The organism is Brachybacterium sp. P6-10-X1 (assembly GCF_001969445.1).
Classification (GTDB): Bacteria; Actinomycetota; Actinomycetes; order Actinomycetales; family Dermabacteraceae; genus Brachybacterium.
Map to the genome: position 1 here is coordinate 1,497,240 of NZ_CP017297.1, position 22,511 is coordinate 1,519,750.

General features: G+C 71.6%; 19 protein-coding genes. 7 read left to right on the forward strand and 12 right to left on the reverse strand.

Going from position 1 to position 22,511, the window contains the following annotated elements; all coding sequences use genetic code 11:
* Positions 1 to 71: 71 nt before the first annotated feature.
* Positions 72 to 737, reverse strand: coding sequence for a deoxyribose-phosphate aldolase (gene deoC, locus BH708_RS06865; protein ID WP_076807643.1), 666 nt, complete (start codon positions 735 to 737; stop codon positions 72 to 74).
* 341 nt (positions 738 to 1,078) lie between these two features.
* Here deoC and BH708_RS06870 point away from each other — a divergent pair, with 341 nt between their 5' ends.
* From BH708_RS06870 to BH708_RS06880, 3 genes are read left to right on the forward strand one after another with little or no spacing between them, the layout of a single operon-like run.
* Positions 1,079 to 2,515, forward strand: a complete 1,437-nt coding sequence (locus BH708_RS06870) for an Nramp family divalent metal transporter (protein ID WP_076807644.1) — start codon at positions 1,079 to 1,081, stop codon at positions 2,513 to 2,515.
* Positions 2,516 to 2,531: 16 nt separating this feature from the next.
* Positions 2,532 to 3,359, forward strand: coding sequence for a FadR/GntR family transcriptional regulator (locus tag BH708_RS06875; RefSeq protein WP_076807646.1), 828 nt, complete (start codon positions 2,532 to 2,534; stop codon positions 3,357 to 3,359).
* Positions 3,360 to 3,370: 11 nt separating this feature from the next.
* The gene (locus BH708_RS06880) at positions 3,371 to 4,432 is read left to right on the forward strand and encodes an NUDIX domain-containing protein (protein ID WP_076807648.1); all 1,062 of its coding nucleotides are present in this window, start codon (positions 3,371 to 3,373) and stop codon (positions 4,430 to 4,432) included.
* A 60-nt stretch (positions 4,433 to 4,492) separates the two neighbouring features.
* Here BH708_RS06880 and BH708_RS06885 read toward each other — a convergent pair whose 3' ends face one another.
* From BH708_RS06885 to BH708_RS06915, 7 genes are all read right to left on the reverse strand, one after another.
* Positions 4,493 to 5,851 (reverse strand): thymidine phosphorylase, encoded by a 1,359-nt coding sequence (locus BH708_RS06885; RefSeq protein ID WP_076807650.1) that lies wholly within the window; start codon positions 5,849 to 5,851, stop codon positions 4,493 to 4,495.
* 90 nt (positions 5,852 to 5,941) lie between these two features.
* Positions 5,942 to 6,358, reverse strand: a complete 417-nt coding sequence (locus BH708_RS06890) for a cytidine deaminase (protein ID WP_076807652.1) — start codon at positions 6,356 to 6,358, stop codon at positions 5,942 to 5,944.
* 13 nt (positions 6,359 to 6,371) lie between these two features.
* A complete protein-coding gene (locus BH708_RS06895) occupies positions 6,372 to 7,709 on the reverse strand; it encodes an ABC transporter permease (RefSeq protein ID WP_076807654.1) in 1,338 nt (445 codons plus the stop codon).
* A complete protein-coding gene (locus BH708_RS06900) occupies positions 7,706 to 9,277 on the reverse strand; it encodes an ABC transporter permease (protein ID WP_076807655.1) in 1,572 nt (523 codons plus the stop codon). The genes BH708_RS06895 and BH708_RS06900 overlap by 4 nt, the downstream gene beginning before the upstream one ends.
* Positions 9,274 to 10,845, reverse strand: a complete 1,572-nt coding sequence (locus BH708_RS06905; RefSeq protein WP_076807657.1) for an ABC transporter ATP-binding protein — start codon at positions 10,843 to 10,845, stop codon at positions 9,274 to 9,276. Before BH708_RS06905 ends, BH708_RS06900 begins: the two co-directional genes overlap by 4 nt.
* 138 nt (positions 10,846 to 10,983) lie before the next feature.
* Complete coding sequence (locus BH708_RS06910; protein WP_076807658.1) at positions 10,984 to 12,099, reverse strand: BMP family protein; 1,116 nt, start codon at positions 12,097 to 12,099, stop codon at positions 10,984 to 10,986.
* A gap of 244 nt (positions 12,100 to 12,343) precedes the next feature.
* Positions 12,344 to 13,513: a mannose-1-phosphate guanylyltransferase gene (locus BH708_RS06915; protein WP_076807660.1), complete on the reverse strand. Its 1,170-nt coding sequence runs from the start codon at positions 13,511 to 13,513 to the stop codon at positions 12,344 to 12,346.
* Between the two features lie 288 nt (positions 13,514 to 13,801).
* On the opposite strand from BH708_RS06915, the gene sdhC reads away from it, so the two are divergent.
* From sdhC to BH708_RS06935, 4 genes are all read left to right on the forward strand, one after another.
* Positions 13,802 to 14,179, forward strand: coding sequence for a succinate dehydrogenase, cytochrome b556 subunit (sdhC, locus tag BH708_RS06920; RefSeq protein WP_076807662.1), 378 nt, complete (start codon positions 13,802 to 13,804; stop codon positions 14,177 to 14,179).
* A gap of 2 nt (positions 14,180 to 14,181) precedes the next feature.
* Positions 14,182 to 14,640, forward strand: coding sequence for a succinate dehydrogenase, hydrophobic membrane anchor protein (sdhD, locus tag BH708_RS06925; protein ID WP_076807663.1), 459 nt, complete (start codon positions 14,182 to 14,184; stop codon positions 14,638 to 14,640).
* Positions 14,641 to 14,713: 73 nt separating this feature from the next.
* Positions 14,714 to 16,489, forward strand: coding sequence for a succinate dehydrogenase flavoprotein subunit (gene sdhA / locus BH708_RS06930; protein WP_076807665.1), 1,776 nt, complete (start codon positions 14,714 to 14,716; stop codon positions 16,487 to 16,489).
* A complete protein-coding gene (locus BH708_RS06935) occupies positions 16,489 to 17,259 on the forward strand; it encodes a succinate dehydrogenase iron-sulfur subunit (protein ID WP_076807667.1) in 771 nt (256 codons plus the stop codon). The genes sdhA and BH708_RS06935 overlap by 1 nt, the downstream gene beginning before the upstream one ends.
* Positions 17,260 to 17,441: 182 nt before the next feature.
* On the opposite strand, the gene BH708_RS06940 is transcribed toward BH708_RS06935, so the two are convergent.
* The 4 genes from BH708_RS06940 to glyA form a co-directional block, all read right to left on the reverse strand.
* The gene (locus BH708_RS06940; RefSeq protein WP_076807669.1) at positions 17,442 to 19,094 is read right to left on the reverse strand and encodes a thiamine pyrophosphate-binding protein; all 1,653 of its coding nucleotides are present in this window, start codon (positions 19,092 to 19,094) and stop codon (positions 17,442 to 17,444) included.
* A 242-nt stretch (positions 19,095 to 19,336) separates the two neighbouring features.
* Positions 19,337 to 20,158, reverse strand: a complete 822-nt coding sequence (locus BH708_RS06945; RefSeq protein ID WP_076807671.1) for an exodeoxyribonuclease III — start codon at positions 20,156 to 20,158, stop codon at positions 19,337 to 19,339.
* Positions 20,155 to 21,054: a bifunctional methylenetetrahydrofolate dehydrogenase/methenyltetrahydrofolate cyclohydrolase gene (locus BH708_RS06950; protein WP_076807672.1), complete on the reverse strand. Its 900-nt coding sequence runs from the start codon at positions 21,052 to 21,054 to the stop codon at positions 20,155 to 20,157. The genes BH708_RS06945 and BH708_RS06950 overlap by 4 nt, the downstream gene beginning before the upstream one ends.
* A 145-nt stretch (positions 21,055 to 21,199) precedes the next feature.
* Entirely contained in the window at positions 21,200 to 22,468 is a 1,269-nt protein-coding gene (gene glyA / locus BH708_RS06955) for a serine hydroxymethyltransferase (RefSeq protein ID WP_076807674.1), read from the reverse strand.
* Between the last annotated feature and the right edge of the window lie 43 nt (positions 22,469 to 22,511).

Sequence of the window (22,511 nt, forward strand, 5' to 3'; positions counted from 1 at the left end):
GACGCCGCGCCGGCCGGGCGCCGAGGAGTCCGGCCGGCGCGGCGGACCTGGGCCGGGGCGATCCGCCGAGGTCAGTACCCGCTGCCGGTGCCGCCCTCGAGGATCGCCCGCGAGGAGGACAGCCCCAGTCGGCTCGCCCCGGCGGCGACCATCGCCTCGGCCGCCTCGCGGGTGCGGATCCCGCCGGAGGCCTTCACCCCGAGCCGGTCGCCGACGGTGCGGCGCATGAGCTGCACGGCGTGCTCGGTGGCGCCGCCGGCGGGGTGGAAGCCGGTGGAGGTCTTCACGAAGTCGGCCCCCGCGCGCTCGGCGACCTCGCAGACCGCGACGATCTCCTCGTCGGTCAGGGCGGCGGATTCGATGATCACCTTCAGCACCGCCGGCGCCGGGGCGGCCTCCCGCACGGCCCGGATCTCGTCCTCGACGTCCGCGTAGGCAGCCGCTCGGGCGAGGCCCACGTTCAGGACCATGTCGACCTCGTCCGCGCCCTTGGCCACGGAGTCCGCGGCCTCTGCGGCCTTGATCGCCGCGGCGTGCTGGCCGGAGGGGAAGCCGCAGACGGTCGCCACCTTCACGGTGGTCCGCACCGGGAGCATCGACGGGGAGATGCACACGGAGTAGGTGCCCAGGTCCTCTGCCTCGCGCAGCAGCGCGGTGACGTCGTTCCGCGTCGCCTCGGGCTTGAGGAGCGTGTGGTCGATGAGGGCGGCGAGCTGGGCGCGATCGGAAGTCGTCATGGTGCGATCTTGGCAGACAGCCCCGTCGCCGCGCATCCGTGGCGGCGATGATCGGATCACGACCTCGGGACCGGGCCGGTGGCCAGGGACCACGGCCAGGGACGTCGGTCCAGCACCGACGCCGGCGTGAAGCACATGGAGATGCTCGCGGCGATCATCGGCCGGCGCGGCTTCCAGACCCTCGAGCGGACGGGGACCCGGTGCCGCAGACCGCTCGTCGCCATCGCACCGACCGCTCACCTCTCTACCTATGTGATAGGTTGCCGGGCATCGGCGCAGCGCGGCCCGTCGGAGCGCGCAGCACGAGATCATCCCCGTCCTGGCCCCGAGGAGTCCCGTCGATGTCGACGCCCGCACCACCGTCCGGTCCTGCCGCAGCCGCGAGCCCACCCGCTCGCACGACCATCGCCGCCCACGTCGACCCCTATGTCGTCGACGGGTCGCAGACCACCGAGCCGCCGCGCAGCTTCCGGGGCAAGCTGAAGTTCCTCGGCCCCGGCATGATCACCTCCGCAGCCGTCGTCGGCTCCGGCGAGCTGCTCACCGCGACCACGCTCGGCGCGCAGGTCGGCTTCATGCTGCTGTGGCTCGTACTGGTCTCCACCTTCCTCAAGGTCTGGGTGCAGGTCGAGCTGGCCCGATGGTCGATCTCCACCGGCCGCGTCGCCCTGGACGGCTACGACGACGTCCCACCGCGCGTCGCGAAGCGCGGGTGGATCTCTTGGCTCGTGCTGCTGATGTTCCTGCAGTTCTTCATCGGCCAGGCGGGGGTCATCAGCGCCTCCGCCTTCGCCTTCAGCTCCTTGTTCCCGATCGGCCCCGAGCCCTACTCGATGCTGTCGATCGGCAGCTGGGTCGCCATCCTCGTCGTAGTCGCGATCGCGATCCACGTCGCCAACCGCTACGCCGTGGTCGAGAACATCTCCACCGTCCTGGTGCTGCTGGTGACGGTCTTCGCCGTCGTGATGCTCTTCCTCCTGCACGGCACCGAGTTCGCCTGGACCCTGGGCGACGTGGCCGACGGCATGCGCTTCGAGATCGCCCTGGGATCGGCCGGCATCGCCCTGGCCATGTTCGGGATGACCGGCGTGGGCGCCGGCGAGACCACCGCCTACACCTACTGGGTCGTCGAGAAGGGCTACGCGAGCTGGACCGGACCCAACGACGGCACCGAGAGCTGGGTCGCCCGCGCCCGCGGCTGGATCTCCGTGATGAAGGTCGACGCGTGGGTGTCCTGGGCGATCTACACCGCCTCCACCGCCGCTTTCTACATGCTCGGCGCCGCCGTGCTGCACCCCCAGGGGATCGTCCCCGAGGGCAACGAGGTCATGACCACGATCTCCTCGATCTTCGACTCCGCGGTCGGCACCTGGGGCGGGGTCCTCTTCCTGCTCGGTGCGGGACTCGCCCTGTTCAAGACGATCCTCGCCAATGTCCCCAGCCTCGGCCGCCAGGTGGGGCACACGCTGTCGATCTTCGGCGCCTACGACTGGCGGGACCAGGTCGCCCGCGACCGCTGGCAGCGGGTCATCATGGTGATCCTGCCGATCGGCTGGGGCCTCCTGGGCACGGCGGTGTCCTCCCCGCTGGCCCTGGTGATCATCGCCGGCATCCTCAACGCGGTCTACCTGATCGGTGCGGCGATCGCGACGCTCTACCTCGCGCGGACGCAGACCGACCCGCGCATCCGCGACGGCCGGCCGACCTCGGTGCTGCTGTGGATCTCCGCGATCGCCATCATCGTCGTGGGCGTCATCGGACTGGTCAATGCGTTCTGAGCCGACCGAGGAGCCGATGGCCGACCTGCTCGGCGACTCGGCCCGGCGCTATCTGACCGCCGGGGACGATCCCCCGGGGTCGACGGAGCTGGGGCGGACCTCGCTGTCGGATCAGGCGCGGGGGGCCGTCCTGGACCTGATCGACGAGCGGGGCCTCGGGGCCGGGGACGCGCTCCCCTCGACCGGGGCGCTGGCGGAGCGCTTCGCCGTGTCCAAGACCGTGGTGCGCGAAGCTCTCAGCGCCCTGGCCGCCCTGGGGATCATCGAGATCGCCAACGGCCGCAGCGCCACGGTGCGGGCACCGGACAGCTCCGTGGTCCGCTTCTACCTCTCCCGCGCCGTGCGCGACTCCCCCGGTGACGGCTTCACCGCGCTGATGGACCTGCGCAGCCCGCTCGAGATCCGTGCGGCGCAGGTGGCCGCGAGGCGCTTCTCCGTCGCCGCGACGGAGGACCCGCCGGCCACCGAGGCCGCCCGGGCCCGGCTGCGCCGGCTGCTGGCGGAGATGGACGAGGCCCTGGACGACTCCCGACTCTATCCCGAGCTCGACCTGCGACTGCATCAGGAGATCGCGCGGCTGAGCGGGAACCGGGCCCTGCACGGCATCCTCGAGGCCGTCAGCACGCCGCTGTTCCGCGCCATGCGGGACCTGAGAGCCACCCGGGATCAGCACGGGCTGGTCGGCGCCGAGCACGAGGACCACGCCCGCATCGTGCAGGCGATCCTCGACGGGGACGAGGCGGCCGCCGGGGCGGCCATGTCCTCCCACATGGCCTCCGTGGAGGCCCTCGCGGTCCCCGTCCCGTCGGCTCGGTCAGCCGCTCCGCCCGGCCCCATCGCTTAGACTCGACGCCCGTGACGACTCCCGGATCCCTCCCCCACCGGCCGCGACGCATCGTCCTGCTCGCCGGTCCCTCCGGCAGCGGGAAGGGTCTGATGGCGCAGCGCTCGGGGCTGCCCGTGCTGGGTCTGGACGAGTTCTACCGCGAGCACGACGACCCGGGCCTCCCCCGACGGTTCGGCATCGTGGACTGGGACGACCCGGCCTCCTGGGACGCCGGTGCCGCGCTCGAGGCGCTCACCGCCCTCGCGCACGACGGCGCGGCCGACGTCCCCGAGTACTCGATCTCCGCCTCTCGCCGGGTCGGCAGCACGCGTCTGACGGCCGGCCGTGCCCCCGTGGTCATCGCCGAGGGCATCTTCGCCGCCGAGCTGATCGCCCCGCTGGCCGCCGCTGGTCTGCTGGCTGACGCGATCGTGCTGCATCGGCCCGTCCCGGTGGTCTTCGCACTGCGCCTGGCCCGGGACCTGCGCGAGCATCGCAAACCGCCGTTGACGCTGCTGCGCCGCGGCTGGGGGCTGGCCCGGGATCAGCGCGGCGATCTCACCGGCTGGATCCGCGCCGGGATGCGTCCGGAAGGGCTGACCTCCGGGGTGCGCCGCCTCCGCGCCCTGACATCCCTCGCCGAGGCGGAGGCCGGCCACCGTCCGGGCGATCCGCAGGGCGACGTCCTGCGGATCACGGCCGTCTGCTTCCTGCGGCCCGGCGGCCACGGCTCGGAGGTGCTCGCGGTGCGCAAGCGCGGCACGGGCACCTATATGCAGGTGGGCGGCAAGCTCGAGGAGGGAGAGACGGCTCTCGGGGCGGCGGTGCGGGAGGTGGCCGAGGAGATCGACGTGCACCTGGACCCCCGCGACCTCGAACCGCTGGGAGACTTCGAGGCGGTCGCCGCCAACGAACCGGACACCCTGGTGCGCTCGAGCGTGTTCGTCTGCCGCCGGGAGCTGCCCGAACCGGTCGCCGTCCGGGCCGAGCTGGCCGACCACCGGTGGGTGCGAGTGGACGATCCGGGCACGGGACCGCGCCTGGCCCCGCTGATGCTCGAGCACATCCTCCCGGCGCTGCGGGCGCTCTGAGCTCTCACCGTCCCCTGGGGTCCCGCCCTCCGCTGAGGTCCCTCCCTCCCAGGGGCCGTCTCACGCGATGCGGTCCCGCACGATCCTGCGCTCCCCGACCGCGGATCCGGGAGCCGCGAGGGTCCAGGACCCGTCGATCGCCTCGAGGGCTCGGGGCACGCGCTCCGGGGTGTCGGTGTGCAGCCGGGCCAGGACGTCGCCGGAGCGCACCTGGTCCCCGATGTGCGCCGTGATCTCCACGCCGGCGGCGGCCTGCACGGCCTCTCCGGGACGGGAGCGCCCGGCTCCCAGGCGCCAGGCGGCCACGCCCACGCCCATCGCATCCAGCCCGGTCACCACGCCGTCCTCGCGGGCCCGGAACTCCTCGACGTGCCCGGCCGTCGGCAGCGGGGCGTCGACGTCCCCGCCCTGGGCGGCGATCATCGCCCGCCAGGTGTCCATCGCGCGACCGTCGGACAGCGCCGCCTCGACGTCGGGCTCGTGGATCCCGGAGGCCTCGAGCATCTCGCGAGCCAGGGCGCAGGTGAGCTCGACGACGTCGGCCGGTCCGCCGCCGGCGAGGACCTCGAGGGACTCGCGCACCTCGAGGGCGTTGCCGGCCGTGCGGCCGAGCGGGGCGGACATGTCGGTCAGCAGGGCGACGGTGCGCACCCCCGCATCGGTGCCGAGCTCGACCATGGTGCGGGCGAGCTCGCGGGCGTCGGCCTCCTCGGTCATGAAGGCCCCGGCACCCGTCTTGACGTCCAGCGTGAGCGCCGCGGTGCCCTCGGCGATCTTCTTGGACATGATCGAGCTGGCGATCAGCGGGATCGCCTCGACGGTGCCGGTGACGTCGCGCAGCGCGTAGAGCTTCTTGTCCGCCGGGGCGAGACCGGAGCCGGCCGCGCAGATGACGGCGCCGACGTCCTCGAGCTGCGCCATCATCTCGTCGTTCGACAGGGCGGCTCGCCAGCCGGGGATCGCCTCGAGCTTGTCCAGGGTGCCGCCGGTGTGGCCGAGTCCGCGCCCGGACAGCTGCGGGACCGCGACGCCGTAACTGGCCACCAGCGGGGCCAGCGGGAGCGTGATCTTGTCGCCCACGCCCCCGGTGGAGTGCTTGTCGGTGGTGGGCTTGGACAGGGACCGGAAGTCCATCCGCTCGCCGCTGGCGATCATCGCGTCCGTCCAACGGGCGATCTCGCGGCGTTCCATGCCGTTCAGGAAGATCGCCATGGCCAGCGCCGACATCTGCTCCTCGACGACCACGCCGCGGGTGTACGCGTCGATCACCCAGTCGATCTGCTCGTCGCTGAGGCGGTCGCGGTCGCGCTTGGCGCGGATCACGTCGACGGCGTCGAAGGGTTCGACGGCGGGGGTCGACGGCGCGGGAGCCGACGAGACGGGAGCGGACGGGGCGGGCTCGGGGGATCCGGTGGTCATGGGGCGTGCTCCTCGGGTGATCGGGACGTCGGCCGCGGCCTGGTGGTCCGCGGCTCGGGCAGTCTGGAGAGGTTGTCGGGCGGGAACCGGTCAGGGACGCAGGTCGGCGGGTCCGAAGGCCTGCGGCAGCACGGCATCCATGGGCAGCGGTCCTTCGGGGGTGAGGATCACGAGGTCGTCGGCGGCGTGCTCGGACAGCAGCTGACGGCATCGACCGCACGGCATGACCACCTCGCGCTCCTCGCGGCCGAGGTGCTCGGCGCCGCCGACGCAGACGAAGCGCGCCAGGCGCCCTCCCCCGCCGGCGATGAGCTCGCTGATGAGCCCGCATTCCGCGCAGAGGGTGACGCCGTAGCCGGCGTTCTCGACGTTGCACCCGCGCACCAGGCGGCCGTCGGTGGTCAGCGCCGCCGCGCCCACCCGGAAGTGCGAGTACGGGGTGTAGGCGCGCTCGGCGATCTCGCGGGCCGCGGCCAGCAGCGCCTCGGAGTCCGATGTGGTGCTCATGCTCCCGATGGTCTCATTGCTTGACGTACGGGGTGCCGTTGGCCGCCGGCACCCGCACCCGGCCGACGACCCCCGCCACCGCGAACAGGGCGACGACGTACGGGAGCATCAGCAGGAAGTCGCCGGGGATGTCGACGCCGCCCTCGGCGGCGGACATCGTGCCCAGGCGCAGCTGGAGCGAGTCCGCGAACGCGAAGGTGAGCGCGGCCAACAGCGCGCCGATCGGGTGGTAGCGGCCCAGGATCATCGCGGCGAGCGCGATATACCCCTTGCCGGCGGACATCTCCTCGCCGAAGGCGACCCCGGTGCCGATGGTCAGCGTCGCGCCGCCGAGGCCCGCGACCGCCGATCCCAGCATCACGTTGATCCAGCGGGTGCGGTTGACGTTGATGCCGACGGTGTCCGCCGCGCGCGGATGCTCGCCGACGGACCGCACGCGCAGGCCCCAGCGGGTGCGGAACAGCGCCACCGTCAGGGCTGCGACGATGATCCACATCAGGTAGACCAGCACGTTCTGCTCGAACAGGACCCGGCCGATGACCGGGATGTCGGCGAGCACCGGGATGCGCAGCGTGGGCAGGCGCAGCGGGGAGTTGAACATTCCGGGGTTCTGCCGCATCACGGTGCCGAAGAAGAAGGACGTCACGCCGATGGCGAGCACGTTCAGCACCACGCCGACGATGATCTGCTGGACGCGGTAGCCGACGGCGAACATCGCCAGCAGCGCGCCCATCACCAGCGCCATCAGGGGCGCGGCGATCAGGCCGATCCACGCGCTGCCGGCCAGCGAGCCGATCAGGGCCGCGCCGAAGGCGCCGAAGAGCAGCTGGCCCTCGATGGCGATGTTGATGACGCCGGCGCGCTCGGAGAGCACCCCGGACAGCGCTCCGAACGCCAGCGGCACCGCGAGGGCCAGGGTGCCCTGCAGCAGGGTCGCGACGCCGAGGGTGCGCTCGGAGATCACCCAGGTCAGGAACGCGAGGATCCAGGCGAGGGCGAACACCGCGAGGAGTGTGAGGCGCACGGCCGGGCGGGGGCGGGCGACGCGGGCGTGCAGCGCCCACAGGGCCGCCGAGACGGCCAGGGCGATCACGGACAGCACGATCGCGGTGCCCATGGAGGGGACCGTGATGCTCTGCGGGACGAGCCCCCCGGGGTTGATGTCCCGGGATCGGGCGAGGGCGTAGACGGACTCGGCACCGGGGATGCCGCGCAGTCCGAAGAGCACCAGGGCGACAGCGCCGAGCACGGTGGTGGTCACGGGCAGGTGCCACCAGTTGTCCGGGCGGACGTCGGTGTGGTCCGCGCGGATCCCGGGATCGTCCTGGACGACGGCGGGTGAGGTGGTCATCGCTGGTCTCCCTGCGCGTCGGTGGGCTCGTCGCCGTCGGTCGCGGGCCGGGTCGGATCGGGCGGGGTGTCCGGGAGCGGGTCATCGGCGGGGCCGGCGTCCAGCGGGGTGTCCGAGGGCGGCTCGGCGGGGGATCCGGCGTCGGGAGTTCCGGCGTCGGGAGTTCCGGCGTCGGGCGGGACCGCGCCTCCCGCTGCGGTGGAGGCGGCGGGCGCCGGGGCCGTCGTCCGTGCCCGGCGTACGCGGGCGCCGACGCCGGGGTGGTCGATGCGACGCAGGCCGATCAGCGTGCGCACGAGCGGCGGGGCGGCGATGAACAGCACCACCAGCACCTGGATGACCTGCACGAGATCCAGCGGGACGCCCTGATTGGTCTCCATGAAGCGGCCGCCGGTGGACAGACCGGCGAACAGCAGTCCCGCCAGCACGATCCCGACGGGGCCTGAGCGGCCCAGCAGGGCCACCGTGATGGCGTCGAAGCCGATGCTGCCGGCGATGCCCTCGGTCAGGCGCTTCTCGGTGCCCAGCACGTGCACCGCCCCGGCGAGGCCGACGAGCGCTCCGGCGACGGCGAGGACCAGGAAGGAGGTGCGGGCCGGGGAGATGCCGGCGACCCGGGCGGCGCGCGGGTTCGAGCCCACGGCGCGGAACTGGAAGCCGAGCGTGGAGCGGCTCATCAGCCACCACAGCGCCGCGGCGCAGCCGGCGGCGAGGAAGAGCCCGGCGTGCAGGCGGAAGCCGGAGCCCAGCAGATGCGGCAGCGCCGCGGAGTCTGCGATCGAGGGAGAGGTGGGCTGGGCCTGGTTCGCTCCGGTGAAGGCGGCGGTCTTCAGGGCGAAGAACAGCAGGTAGGTCGCGATCCAGTTCAGCATGATGGTGCTGATGACCTCGTTGGCGCCGAAGCGGGCCTTGAGGAAACCGGCGATGCCGCCCCAGACGGCTCCGGCGAGCACGCCGCCGAGCAGCGCGAGCAGCAGGTGCACGACGATCGGCAGGTTCCAGGTGAAGCCGATGTAGCCGGCGGCCATGGCCCCGACGATCAGCTGGCCGGTGCCGCCGATGTTGAACAGCCCGGCGCGGAAGCTGACGGCCATGCCGGCGGAGGCGATGATCAGCGGGGTGGCGACCGTCAGGGTCTCGGTCAGGGGGCGCAGCCCGGTGGCGAGGGCGGGGAAGAGCACATAGGTGCCGCTGCCGCCGGCGTCCCGCAGATCCTCGGCCACCCGGGCGAAGCCGGGGCCGTCGAACACGGCGCCGCGGAACATGGCCCCGTAGGCGTGCGTGACGGACTGCCAGATCGCGGTCACGGCGTCGGAGGGCCGGTCGAAGAAGTAGCCGAGGGTGGCGCGGACCTCCTCGTCGGCGATGACGATGAGGACCGATCCGATCAGGAAGGCGAACACGAAGCTCATCACGACGACCAGCAGGTCGCCGCGGGCGATCCGCTGGAGCGTCCGGCTCAGACTCGTCTCGGCCCGCTCCTCGGGCGGCGGCGGCGTCTCGGTGCCCCCGGAGCCGACCCCGGGGGCGGACCCGCTGCTGGCGGGCTCGTCGACGGCGGTGCTCATACGATCTCCCCTTCGTCGGCGAGCTGCGAGTCGGTGGTGCGGGCACCTTCGGAGACGGCGGTGCGCGCGGCGTCGACCGTGTAGCCCGCCATCATCAGGCCGAGCACGTCGCGGTCCTCGTCGCCCGGGACGATGCCGAGGATGCTGCCGCCGTACATCACGGCGATGCGGTCGGCGAGCTGGGTCACCTCGTCGAGCTCGGTGGACACGATGATCACCGGGGTCCCCTGATCGCGCTCGTCGAGGATGCGGCGGTGCAGGAACTCGATGGAGCCGACGTCGACGCCGCGGGTGGGCTGGGAGGCGATCAGCAGCGAGAGCGTCCGGTTCAGGGCACGGGCCATCACGACCTTCTGCTGGTTGCCGCCGGACAGCGAGGACACCGCGGACGCTGCCGATTGCGTGCGCACGTCGTACTCCGGGATCAGCCTCTCGGCGTTCTCGCGGACCTCACCCAGGTGCATCGCCAGGCCGGAGGCGAAGGGCGGCCGGTCGTGCTGGTCCAGCACGAGGTTCTCCGCGACGGAGAAGTCGGGCACGAGCGCGTCATGGGTGCGGTCCTCGGGGACGAATCCGACGCCGGCGTCGAGGACCTGCTTGGTGCTGCGGCCGACGAGCTCTCGTCCTTCGAGCCGGGCGGAGCCGTGGACGGTGGTCTCCAGGCCCATCAGCGCCTCGGCGAGCTCGGTCTGTCCGTTGCCCTGCACCCCGGCGATGGCGAGCACCTCGCCGTGGCGCACCTCGAAGGAGACGCCCTCGAGGGTGCGGACCCCGGCGTCGTCCGTGACCCGGAGGTTCTCGACCGTCAGGGCGATCTCCCCGGGAGCGGCCTCGACCTTGTCCTGGGCGAGGGAGACCTGGCGGCCGACCATGAGCGAGGCCAGCTCGGCCTGATCGGCCGACGGGTCGGCCTCCCCGACGACCTGGCCGCGGCGGATCACGGTGATGCGATCGGAGACGGCCTTGACCTCCCGGAGCTTGTGGGTGATGAACACGATCGAGGTGCCCTCGTCGCGCAGCTGACGCATGATCGCCATCAGCTCGTCGGTCTCCTGCGGGGTGAGCACCGCGGTGGGCTCGTCGAGCACCAGCACCTCGGCGTGGCGGCTGAGGGCCTTGATGATCTCCACCCGCTGCTGAGCGCCGACGGGGAGGTCCTCGACCAGCGCGTCGGGGTCGAGGTCGAAGCCGAAGCGGGCGGAGATCTCGCGTACGAGCCGGCGGGCCGCGGCGAGGGCGAGCAGACCGCCGCGGGTCGGTTCGTGGCCGAGCACCATGTTCTCGGCGACGGTGAACACCGGCACCAGCATGAAGTGCTGGTGGACCATGCCGATGCCGGCCGCCATCGCGTCCCCGGGGTCGGAGAACAACCTCGGGGCGCCGTCGATCACGATCTCGCCGCCGTCGGGCCGGTACAGCCCGTACAGCACGTTCATCAGGGTCGACTTGCCCGCGCCGTTCTCCCCCAGCAGGGAATGGATCTCCCCGGGTTCGACGACCAGGTCGATGGCATCGTTGGCCACGAAGGACCCGAAGGTCTTCGTGATCCCGCGCAGTTCGAGCTTCACGGTTCTCTTTTCGTCGTCCGTCGGCGTCGGCCGAGATCATCGGCCGCGGTGCCGGCGTCGGCCGAGATCATCGGCCGGGCGGTCGGACGGGCCGGCCCGACCCGGTCGGGGCCGGGGCCGCCCCGGGGCCCTCTCGTCTCAGGAACCCTGGGGGGACGCCGTGGACTCGACGGTGACCTTGCCGTCGATGATGTCCTGCTTGAGGGCGTCGAGCTCGGTGACGAGCTCAGCGGGGACGTCGTCCTCGTACTCGTGGAACGGGGCCAGGCCCACGCCGCCGTTGGCGAGGGTGCCGACGTAGGGTTTCGCATCGAACTCACCCTCGGACGAGGTGGTGATGACGTCCTCGACGGCGGTGGTCATCTCCTTCATGACGGAGGTGAGGATGACCTCCTGGGCGGCCTCGTCGCTGGAGTTGGTCTCGTAGCCGTCGGCGTCGACCCAGATCACCGTGCGGTCATCGCCTTCCTTGGCGGAGGCCAGGGTGCCGGCGCCCACGGGGCCCGCGACCGGCATGATGATGTCCGCGCCGGCGTTGTAGAACTCGTCGGAGACGGCCTTGCCCTTGGACTGGTCCTCGAAGGTGCCCACGATGGACCCTTCCTGGGTCTCCTTGTTCCACCCGAGGACCTGCACGTCGTCGTCCTTGGTCTCGTTGTAGTACGCGACGCCGTCGACGTAGCCGTCCATGAAGATGGTGACGGTGGGGATGTTCATGCCGCCGTAGGTGGCGACCTTGCCGGTCTCGGTCATCCCTGCGGCGAGGTAGCCGGCGAGGAAGGCGGCCTCGGCGGTGTTGAACTCGATCGGCTTGACGTTCTCGAGCTCGATCGGGTTGCCGTCCGCGTCCTGCGCCGTGGAGTCGACGATCGCGAAGTTGGTGTCCTCGTTGGCCTGGGCCGCGTTCCCGGTGGCGGGTGCCAGCAGGAAGCCGACCGTGATCACGAGGTCGCAGCCCTCGGTGACCATGTTGTTGATGTTGGGGGCGAAGTCCGAAGTGGTCGTCGACTCGGCCGAGGCCGTCTCGACGCCGAGGTTCTTCTCGGCGGCCAGCAGGCCGTTGTAGCTGGACTCGTTGAAGGACTTGTCGTCCCAGCCGCCGGAGTCGGAGACCATGCAGGCCTTGTAGTCGCTGCTGCTTCCGCCGTCGCTGGAGCCGCTGCCGCCTGCGCTCTCCTCGGGGGCGGTGCCGCAGGCGGCGAGGGTGAGTGCGCCGGCGCCGATCAGGGCGAGCGCGCGCGTGAAGCTCTTCATGGGTTCCTCCGCAGGAGTGCCGGGACCGATCGGGCCCCGAGTCGTCTCGGGCGACTGCTCTGTCGCGTTCCGGAAGGACCATAGCCCCGCCGTGGCCGCGTCGGAGGCCGTGCCGGCGGCTGGATGGGAACCGTTATGCAATCGACGCGAGCGCGAGACCGCGGCGTTTCCGAAGGTCGCTCAGGAGGTGACCCCCGCGGGCCCGCCGTGCGAGCACCACCCGCGACAGGTCCGGTCTCCGCCCTCAGCGCAGGCGACCGTGCCCCGTCCCGTCCAGTCCCGCGACGAGACGGGAGAGGTCCTGGGCCCGTTCGTCGGCGAGCACCAGCAGGACGTCCTCGGTGTCGACGATGCTGATGCCCTCCAGCCCGACCAGGGCGATGTGGCGATCGCCGGAGCCGTACACCGTCGCCGTGGAGGAGACGGCGGAGACGTCGGCGATGCCCAGCACCTGGACATCGGCGGGGGCACCGCCCGCGCCCGGCTCCCCCACGCCGCCGGGGCCCGACGGTGGATCCTCGCGCAGCTGGCGGGCGAGCGCGGCGAAGTCGCCGACGTCGTCCCAGGCGAAGTCCGCGGGCACCAGGGCGACCTTCCCCGCGGCCGCGAGCGGCTCGGCCAGGGCGTGGTCGATCGCGATTCTCGTCAGCTGCGGCCAGGTCCGCTCCAGCACGTCCTGGTACCGGGCCGTGCCGTGCGCGGCAGCGATCCCGCGGGCTCCTCGGGCGAGGGAGGGGATCTGCGCGGCGAGCTCGTCCAGCAGCACGCGGGCGCGGGCCACGAAGATGCCCGCGTTCCAGGAGAAGGTGCCTGCGGCGAGGAACTGGTCGGCCCGGTCGCGGTCCGGCTTCTCCACGAAGCGGGCGACGGGATGGGCGCCGACCGCACGCAGCGCGGCGGCCCCCGTGCCCTGCGCTCCCTGCTCGATGTAGCCGAATCCCGTGGCCGGGTGCGTGGGGGCGATGCCGAGGGTGACCAGGTAGCCGAGATCGGCCGCCTCCCGCGCGGTGATCACGGCGCGGGCGAAGGCCTCCTGGTCGCCGATCAGGTGGTCCGCCGCGAAGGAGCCGATCACCGCGTCGGGCTCTTCACGCTCCACGAGCGCTGCGGCCAGGGCGATCGCCGGCATGGAGCTGCGCGGTGAGGGCTCGGCCAGGACCCGCGCCCGCGGCCCGCCGTGGTCGGCGAGCGTCGTGGCCTGGGCCGTCACCGCCTCGGCGTGCTCGACACCGGTGACGACGATCGGGGCACGGTCCGCGAGCGGGACCAGACGGTCGAGGGTCTGCTGCAGCAGGGACCGACCGGAGCCGGTGAGGTCGAGCAGGAACTTCGGATGCGTGCGGCGTGAGAGCGGCCACAACCGGGTGCCGGCGCCGCCTGCCGGGATCACGGGGACGAAAGGAGCCTGAGGCATATGGCCAGCGTATCCGGGGTCCGGAACCGGGCGATCGGGACGCGCCCCGGCGGCAGCGAGCCGAGTTCGCGGCACTCCGGGATGCACAGAACCTGCACGTCATGGTGCTACGCTGGCTCTGCCCCTGTCGGGGGCGATGATGATGTCGCCGTGTCGTGAAACGGGCGCCCGCCAGGCGCCCCGAGCGCCGCGAAGGTCGTCCGGGCCCGTCCCGGGGGCCCGCGCGCCCCACCTCTGCGGCGGCGCATCCCGCTCCCGCCGCCACCTCGTCGCTTCTGGAGGATCTCCGTGGCATCAGCCCAATCCGGGACGCTCTATCGCGGACGCGAGGGCATGTGGTCCTGGGTCGCCCACCGCATCTCAGGAATGCTCATCTTCCTGTTCCTCCTCGTGCACGTCCTGGACACCGCGCTGGTGCGGGTCTCCCCGGAGGCGTACAACGAGGTGATCGGACACTACAAGACCATCGTGTTCGGCCTCGGTGAGGTCGGTCTGGTCGCGGCGATCGTCTTCCACGCCCTCAACGGCCTGCGCATCATCCTCGTGGACTTCTGGTCCCAGGGAACGACCCACCAGCGCAAGCTGTTCTGGGGCGTCGTGGTCCTCTGGGTGGTCCTGATGCTCGGCTTCGTCCCCCGCCATCTGATGCACATGTTCGGAGCGTGATCATGAGCGCACAGTCCTCCCCCGCGATCCCTGATCCCAAGACCCGCTACGCCCGCACCGGCCAGCGGGGCGTCAACTCCGAGATGCTGTCCTGGCTGTTCATGCGCATCTCCGGCGTCCTGCTCGTGATCCTCGTCTTCGGCCATCTGTTCGTGAACCTGTGGCTGGGCGAAGGGGTCAAGGGCATCGACTTCGCCTTCGTCGGCGGCAAATGGGCCTCCCCGTTCTGGCAGGTCTGGGACCTGCTGATGCTCTGGCTGGGCCTCATCCACGGCGGCAACGGCGTCCGCACGATCATCAGCGACTACGCCCGCAACTCGACGCTGCGACTGACCCTCAAGGGCCTGCTGTACTTCGCGGTGGTCGTCACCATCGTCCTGGGCACGCTGGTGATCTTCACCTTCGATCCGTGCCCCACCGGTGCCGAGCCGAGCCTGCTGCCTTCCTTCTGCACAGGCTGAGCCCTCCCCCGCAGGCCCACCCGGCCCCAGTACCTTCTTCCCGGTCGACCTCGAAACGGAGCAGTCACCAGACATGCAGACCCATACCTACGACGTGGTCATCATCGGCGCCGGCGGCGCCGGCATGCGCGCGGCGCTGGAATCCTCCGGCCGCGCCCGCACCGCGGTCGTCACCAAGCTCTACCCCACGCGCTCCCACACGGGTGCGGCGCAGGGCGGCATGTGCGCCGCGCTGGCCAACGTCGAGGACGACAACTGGGAGTGGCACACCTACGACACCGTCAAGGGCGGTGACTACCTGGTCGATCAGGACGCCGCCGAGGTCATGGCCAAGGAGGCCATCGACGCGGTGCTCGACCTGGAGAAGATGGGCCTGCCGTTCAACCGCACGCCCGAGGGCCGGATCGACCAGCGGCGCTTCGGCGGGCACACCCGCGAGCACGGCGAGGCGCCGGTGCGCCGCTCCTGCTACGCGGCCGACCGCACCGGCCACATGATCCTCCAGACCCTCTACCAGAACTGCGTCAAGCAGAACGTGGAGTTCTTCAACGAGTACTACGTGCTCGACGTGCTGATGACCGGGGACCCGCGCACCGACGAGGGCGTGCGCGCCTCCGGCGTGGTCACCTACGAGCTGGCCACCGGCGAGATCCACGTCTTCCGGGCGAAGTCCGTGGTGTTCGCCTCCGGCGGGTTCGGGAAGATGTTCAAGACCACCTCGAACGCCCACACCCTCACCGGTGACGGCCCCGCGATGGCCTTCCGCCGCGGCATCCCGCTGGAGGACATGGAGTTCTTCCAGTTCCACCCGACGGGTCTGGCCGGCCTGGGCATCCTGCTCTCGGAGGCGGCCCGCGGCGAGGGCGGCATCCTGCGCAACAGCGAGATGGAGCGCTTCATGGAGCGCTACGCCCCCACGCTCAAGGACCTCGCCCCGCGCGACGTCGTCGCCCGGGCGATGGCCAACGAGGTGCGCGAGGGTCGGGGCTGCGGCCCCAAGAAGGACTACGTCCTGCTGGACCTGACCCACCTCGAGCCCGCGCACATCGATGCGAAGCTCCCGGACATCACCGAGTTCGCCCGCACGTATCTCGGGGTGGAGCCGTACACCGAGCCGGTGCCGGTCTTCCCCACGGCGCACTACGGCATGGGCGGCATCCCCACCAACATCCGCGGCGAGGTCCTGCGCAACGCGACCGACGTCGTCCCCGGTCTGTACGCGGCCGGCGAGACCGCCTGCGTCTCCGTGCACGGCGGCAACCGCCTGGGCACGAACTCGCTGCTGGACATCAACGTGTTCGGCCGCCGCGCCGGCATCGCCGCCGCGGAGCACGCCGAGACGGTCGAGATGCCGGAGCTGCCTGAGGGCGTGCAGCTCCCGACCGACGAGCTGCTGCAGCGGCTGCGCGACCGGCCCGCCACCGAGGACCGCATCGCCGACATCCGTCGCGAGCTGCAGGAGACGATGGACGCCAACGTCCAGGTGTTCCGCACCGACGAGACCTGCCGTCTGGCCCTGGGCGACATCGAGGCGCTCAAGAAGCGCTACGAGACCGTCGCGATCCAGGACAAGGGGATGCGCTACAACCTCGACCTCATGGAGGCCGTCGAACTGGGCTTCCTGCTCGACCTCGCCGAGGTCGTGACGCTCGGAGCGCTGAACCGCAAGGAATCCCGCGGCGGCCACTTCCGCGAGGACTTCGATGCGCGCGATGACGTCAACTACCTCGAGCACACCATGGCCTACCGCACCCTGGAGGGTGAGGAAGGGTCCGAGGGCACCACGGTCCGGCTGGGCACCAAACCCGTCGTGATCACCCGCTACGAGCCGAAGGAGCGTACCTTCTGATGACTGCCGTCGCCGAGAAGCCCCAGGCCGAGTCCCCGCAGTCCGACGCGGAGGAGATCCCCACGTTCCAGGTGACGATGCGCATCGCGCGCTACAACCCGGAGGACGACAAGGGAACCCACTGGGAGGACTTCACCGTCACGATGCACGGCACCGACCGTGTGCTCGACGCCCTGCACGAGATCAAGTGGCATCAGGACGGGTCACTGACCTTCCGCCGCTCCTGCGCCCACGGCGTGTGCGGCTCCGACGCGATGCGCATCAACGGTCGCAACCGTCTGGCCTGCAAGACCCTGCTGAAGGACCTCGACATCGACAAGCCGATCACCGTCGAGCCCATCAAGGGGCTGCCGGTGGAGAAGGACATGATCGTCGACATGGAGCCGTTCTTCGACTCCTACAAGGAGGTCATGCCGTTCCTGGTCGCCCAGGGCCAGGAGCCCAGCCGGGAGCGTCTGCAGTCGGCCGAGGAACGTGAGCGGTTCGATGACACCACCAAGTGCATCCTCTGCGCCGCCTGCACCTCCTCCTGCCCGGTGTTCTGGACCGACGGGCAGTACTTCGGGCCCGCCGCGATCGTCAACGCGCACCGGTTCATCTTCGATTCCCGCGACGACGCCGGCGAGCAGCGCCTGGAGATCCTCAACTCCAAGGAGGGCGTGTGGCGCTGCCGCACCACCTTCAACTGCACCGAGGCGTGCCCGCGAGGCATCCAGGTGACCAAGGCGATCGCCGAGGTGAAGCAGGCCGTGATCCGCGGCCGCGTCTGACCCGTCGCGCAGGGGCGGCGACGCTCTCCCCTCGCGCCGCTCGACCTGATGCACGACACCCCGTCCGGAGATCCGGGCGGGGTGTCGTGCTATTCACCGGAGATGAGGTCGACCCGACCCCGCAGGAGCGGGCCCGCACGGAGGAGCGTTCCCCCGGGAACGCCGCACCCGAGCGGGCCGGCTCAGGAGTTCACGCGGATGACCTCTTCCTGGTACGGCGCGATGACCGAGCCGGAGATCCGCAGATCCAGCACGAGGAAGGGGCGCTGCTCGGGCGGCTCGGCGGCCCAGGTCGCCACCCGCTCCAGGTCGGCCAGGGTGCGCACGACGACCCCCTCGGCTCCGACCGCGGCCCCGAGGGCGGCGAAGTCGATCTCGGGGATCAGCATGGGCTCGCGCACGAGGCCCTTCAGCCCGTAGAGGTTCACCTCGGCGCCGTAGGCGGCGTCGTTCCACACCACCGCCATGCCCCGGCCTCCGGCGCTGCGGACGGCCGACTCGAGGTCGGCCAGAGCCATGGCCCCTCCCCCGTCGCCGGTCGTCAGCACCACCGTGGAGTCGGGGTTGGCGCGGGCGGCGCCGGGCACGCTGGGCCAGCCCAGGCCGATCGACTGGAAGGCGGTGCCCACCATCGCCATCCGGTGGGGCTCGGCGATGGGCCAGTACATGTTGGCCCAGGCGATGAAGTGGCCGCCGTCCGAGACGACCACGCGATCCTCGGGCAGCAGCTCGGCCAGTCGGGCGGCGGCGGCTCGCGGGTCCAGGCGGCCGTCGTCGGCGAGCTCGGGGCCGACGGCGTGGCTGCGCAGCCGAGGTGCGTCCACAGTCTCCCGCCACGGCCGCGCCGGGCGCTCCACGGAGTCCAGGGCGCGGGTGATCGCCTCGGTGCTCAGGCGGGCGTCGGCGCGCACGAATCCGCCCACCCGGGCGTGGGTCGCGGCCGGAGCGGTATCGATCTGCCATACGGCGGTGTCCGGGTGGAACAGCTCGCCGAAGCGCATGGTGAACTGATTGAGGTCGGCGCCGACCACCACGGCCACATCGGCCTCGCGCACGCGCTCCATGGCGCCGGGGGCGCCGAAGCCGCCGGCGACGCCGAGGTCATAGCGGTCCTCGGGGAAGATGCCGCGCCCCAGCGCACTGGTGGCGGTCAGGGCGCCGGTCGCCGCGGCGAGCTCACCGAGGGCCGGACCGGCTCCCGACAGCCAGGCGCCGCGCCCTGCCAGCAGCAGCGGGCGCTCGGCCGCCGAGAGATCCGCGGCCAGGCGTGCGAGCGCCGCCCGGGTGAAGTCGGCAGCGGGGGCGAGCGGCTCGGGCTCCCCGGGACCCGGGACCTCCGGCACGGGCCCGATGTCCAGCTGGGCGACGTCATACGGGATCGCGAGCACCACGGGCACACGATAGGACAGGGCGTGCTCGATCGCGGTCACGGTCGCCGCCGCGGCGTCGATCCGCCCGACGGTGTAGGTGCGCACGCCGACGGCGGAGCTCAGCGCGATCTGGTCGACGTCCCAGGGGCGTGGGCCCGAGGTGGGCTCGTCGCCGACCACCAGCACCAGGGGAATGCGGGCCTGGGCGGCCTCGGCGAGGGCGGTCAGCGTGTTGGTGAACCCGGCGCCGTAGGTGGTCGTGGCCGCTGCCAGGCGGCCCGAGGTGCGGAAGTGCGCATCGGCGGCCACCACGGCGCCGGCCTCGTGGCGCACCGCCGTGTAGGTGGCGTCGGTCCCTCGCAGCAGGGCGTCGAGGAAGTAGGCGTTGCCGTTGCCCATCAGGCCGAACACATGGTGGACGTGCTGGGCGAGGGTGCGGGCGACATGGGTGGAGACGATGGCCATGGGGGTCCTTCCGAGATGTATGCGGAACGCAGCTGAGTGGTCCGTATATGTCTCGCCCCAGGTCCGCCTGCGGTTTCGTGCCCCTTGTGAGAGCACCGGCGTCGACTCCTCCGTGAGCCCGCCTGACGAGGACGAGGCTAGCACCATGGCGGCCTCGCACCGGTCGGACGGCGACGCCGCCCCCCGCGCCGGGGAGGGCGGCGACAGGCGGCGCGAGGTCTCCGGCAGGGTCGGACCGTCGGTCAGGAGTAGGAGATCACCAGGGGCGCGTGATCGGACCAGCGGGTGTCGTAGCTGGGGGCACGATCGACCTGGGCCGAGCTCGCCCGGGCGGCGAGGTCCTCGGTGGCCAGCTGGTAGTCGATCCTCCAGCCCGAGTCGTTGTCGAAGGCCTTCCCGCGCTGGGACCACCAGGTGTAGGGCCCGGGGCCGTCGCCGTGCACGGTGCGGTGGACGTCCACGAAGCCGGCGTCCGTGGTGAGGCGGTCGAGGTACTCCCGCTCCTCCGGCAGGAAGCCGGCGGACTTGAGATTGCCTTTCCAGTTCTTGATGTCCCACTCGGTGTGGGCGATGTTGATGTCTCCGGTCAGGACCACGTGGCGACCGTCGGACCGCAGCTGCTCGAGGTGGACCATCATGGTGTCGAGGAACGCGTACTTGTCGACCATGGTCTGCGGTTTCTCGGTGTTGCCCGAATGCATGTAGCAGGAGATGACGGTGAGGTCGCGCCCGTCCCCGAACGGATCGGCGAGGTCCACCTCGATCCAGCGCCCGGTATGCGCGTCGCCCTCGAGCCCGGGCAGCCCGTGGCGCACCGTCTCGAGATCGACGTCCTCGCGGCTCGAGCGCACGGCGATCGCCACCCCGGCGCGTCCCTTCAGCTGCGAGGCCTCGCCGACGATGCTCCAGCCCTCACCGACGAGGCCGGCGAGCAGCTCTTCGGGAGCCCGCACCTCCTGCAGGGTGATGACGTCCGCCGCGGTCTCGGCGATCCATTCCGGCATGCCCTTGCGGACGGCGGCTCGCAAGCCGTTGACGTTGACGGTGGCGATGGTCAGGCTCATGCGGTCTCCTCGATCCCGGCGGCGCGCTCGGCCGCCTCGACGACGTTCTTCATCAGCAGGGCACGGGTCATGGGACCCACGCCGCCGGGGTTGGGACTGAGCCAGGCGGCGACATCGACGACGTCCGGGTCGACGTCGCCGATCAGCTTCGCCTTGCCGCCGGCGGGGTCCTCACGGCGCGAGACGCCGACGTCGAGCACGATCGCGCCATGCTTGACGTCCTCGGGGCGCACCAGGTGCGCGCTGCCGGCGGCGGCGACGATCACGTCGGCGCGGCGCAGCTGGGCGGACAGGTCGGCGGTGCCGGTGTGGCACAGGGTGACGGTCGCGTTGTACTCGCGCCGCGTCAGCAGGGCGCCGATGGAGCGGCCGACCGTGATGCCACGGCCGACGACCACGACGTCCTTGCCGCGAAAGTCGAGACCGTGGCGCTCGACCAGCTCGATGACGGCCCGCGGCGTGCAGGGCAGGGGCGTGTGGATCGGGGTGTAGGCGTTCAGCACCAGGCGGCCGAGGTTCATCGGGTGCAGGCCGTCGGCATCCTTGGCGGGGTCGATCCGCTCGAGGATCGCGTCGGTGTCGATATGCTCCGGAAGCGGCAGCTGGACGATGTACCCGGTGCAGGCGGGGTCCTCGTTCAGCTCGTCGACGAGTGCCTCGACGTCCGCCTGCGCGGCGTCGGCCGGGAGGGTCTTCTGGATCGAGTGCAGGCCGATCTGCTCGCTGTCGCGGTGCTTGCCGCGCACGTAGGCGGCGCTGCCGGGGTCCTCCCCCACCAGGACGGTCGCCAGGCCCGGTCGTTCGTGCCCGGCCTCGACGAGTCGCGCGACGCGCCCGGCGAGCTCCTCCTTGATCGCCTTCGCGGTGGCCTTGCCGTCGAGGATCTGTGCCGTCATGGCGCTCCTTTGATGGGGGTGGGTGGGAGTCGCAGAGAGGTGGTGGGTGGGAGTCGCAGAGGGGCGGTGGGTGGGAGTTGCGGGGTGGGGCGTCGAGGGGACGGCCGTGGGACCCGGCGCTGGTGTGCCGGGCCCCACGGATCGATCAGTACTGCTGCAGATCCGCGTACAGCGGCTTCGCCGCGGCGAGAGCCGCCGTGCGGGCGCGCAGGGTCTCCACGTCGGCGCCCCCGGTCAGCGCCAGGGCGATGACGTCGGCGACCTCGGTGAACTCTGCGGCGCCGAAGCCACGGGTGGCCAGGGCCGGGGTGCCGATGCGCAGGCCCGAGGTGACGCGCGGCGGGCGCGGATCGTTGGGGACCGCATTGCGGTTCACGGTGATGCCGACCTCGTGGAGACGATCCTCGGCCTGCTGGCCGTCGAGCTCGCTGTCGACCAGGTCCACCAGCACGAGGTGGACGTCGGTGCCGCCGGTGAGGACCTTGACGCCGGAGGCCGCGGTGTCCTCGGCCTGCAACCGCTCGGCGAGGATCCTCGCGCCCTCGAGGGTGCGGGCCTGGCGGTCCGCGAACTCCTCGGAGGCGGCGACCTTCAGGGCGACGGCCTTGGCGGCGACGACGTGCATCAGCGGGCCGCCCTGCTGGCCCGGGAACACGGCGGAGTCGATCTTCTTCGCCCACTTCTCGGTGCACAGGATCATGCCGGAGCGAGGGCCGCCGATGGTCTTGTGGATCGTGGTGGAGACGACGTCCGCGTAGGGGACGGGGCTCGGGTGCAGACCGGCCGCGACCAGGCCCGCGAAGTGGGCCATGTCCACCCAGAGGGCGGCGCCGACCTCGTCGGCGATCTCGCGGAAGGCCGCGAAGTCGAGCTGGCGGGTGTAGGCGGACCAGCCGGCGACGATGACCTTGGGCTGCTCGGCGACGGCGAGCTCGCGCACCGCGTCCATGTCGATCAGACCGGTTGCGGGATCGGTCTCGTAGGCGACGATGTCGTACAGGCGGCCGGAGAAGTTGATCTTCATGCCGTGGGTGAGGTGGCCGCCGTGGGCGAGCGAGAGGCCCATCAGCTTGTCGCCGGGACGGGCCAGGGCGTGCATCACGGCGGCGTTCGCGGTGGCGCCCGAGTGGGGCTGGACGTTGACGTGCTCGGCACCGAAGAGGTCCTTCGCGCGCTGGATCGCGATCTCCTCGGCGACGTCGACCTCCTCGCAGCCGCCGTAGTAGCGACGACCCGGATACCCCTCGGCGTACTTGTTGGTCAGGACGGATCCCTGGGTCTGGAGCACGGCGCGCGGGACGAAGTTCTCGCTGGCGATCATCTCCAGCGTGCGCTGCTGGCGGGCGAGCTCACGATCGAGGACGCCGGCGATGTCCGGGTCGAGTTCGGCGAGGGACTGGTCGAGGACGTTCACGGGGCCTCCTGCGGTGACGGGCGGGACGACGGCGGGCGCCGCC